The following is a 992-nucleotide window of genomic DNA, read 5'->3' on the forward strand; positions in this document are numbered from 1 at the left end:
GGACGGGGACGGGGTTGAGTTGGGGTCGGCCCTGAAGCCGGGGCTTGGGTTTGGGCTTGGCGGTCCGCTGCGGCTTATGGGTGCGGGGAGTCGTCTGCCGGTCGGCGCCAGGCGTTGAGGAGGGCGTCGACCTCCGGTGACACTCTGCGACGGGCCTCGGCCCACGGGACACCCGACATCAGCAACGTGTCGTACTCCGTGTCCACATGGCGCACCGCCGCCCGCAGCGCCGCCGTGACCGCGCCCCGGTCAAGGGCCCGGCCCGCCGCGCTGCGCCCGACCCGTCCGCTGCCCCGCACCGAGGCATGCTCGGCCACGGCGCGGGCCCGGTCCTGCGGACACCCCGGGAACAGCCGCCGCAGCTCCTCGGCGAACGCCGCCGTGAACCGCACATCCTGCTCCGCCCTGCGTACCGCGTCCCGCTCCCGCCGCCGGGCCCTGGCCTCGGCGTCGGCGAGGCAGCGCCGCTCGGCCAGGGCGAGGGCGGCCTCCTCGACGAGGACGCCCTGGCGCTCGTACCGCCGGCGCTTGCTGTTGCGCCGGACGACGACCACGGACAGCGAACTGCCCTCCCGTGCCCGACGGGTGAGAGCGGTGTTGCCCCGCGGCAGGTACACCAGATGACCGAGGTCCGCGCAGTCCAGACAGCGCGGTGCGCCGTCCGCCATGACGAGGAGCGCGAGCGGCCCCGTACGGCACTCCGCACAATGCCGTCGCCCCCGAGGCTCGACGGCGACCAGGTCGGAGGCGTTGAGCGGGGTCCGGCCGCTCCTGGACGTCGAGCTGGACGAACCGGCCCCCGAACGCGAACGAGCCATCGCTCCAGACCTCCCGCCCGGCCCCTCATGGACGACGCCCGGTCACTGACGGCGCCGTCTCACGGACGACGCCCTGTCACGAACGACGGCCTCGTACGAACGATGCCCACCACCGGACCTCTTACGGGACCATGCCCGCCACCGGACCCGAACTCCCACGACGCCGGACCCTCA

At 74.2% G+C, this 992-nt stretch carries 1 protein-coding gene; it reads right to left on the reverse strand.

What is annotated here, in order from left to right; translation table 11 throughout:
- Positions 1–74: 74 nt before the first annotated feature.
- A complete protein-coding gene (locus G6045_RS40640) occupies positions 75–818 on the reverse strand; it encodes a DUF2293 domain-containing protein (protein ID WP_165337268.1) in 744 nt (247 codons plus the stop codon).
- Positions 819–992: the final 174 nt, after the last annotated feature.

The sequence above is a fragment of the Streptomyces mesophilus genome (assembly GCF_011044995.1).
In the GTDB taxonomy this organism is placed as follows: Bacteria; Actinomycetota; Actinomycetes; order Streptomycetales; family Streptomycetaceae; genus Streptomyces; species Streptomyces mesophilus.

Excerpts from the sequence above, each read along its gene's own strand:
- G6045_RS40640 (WP_165337268.1), bottom strand. The coding sequence starts at position 818 with ATGGCTCGTTCGCGTTCGGGGGCCGGTTCGTCCAGCTCGACGTCCAGG.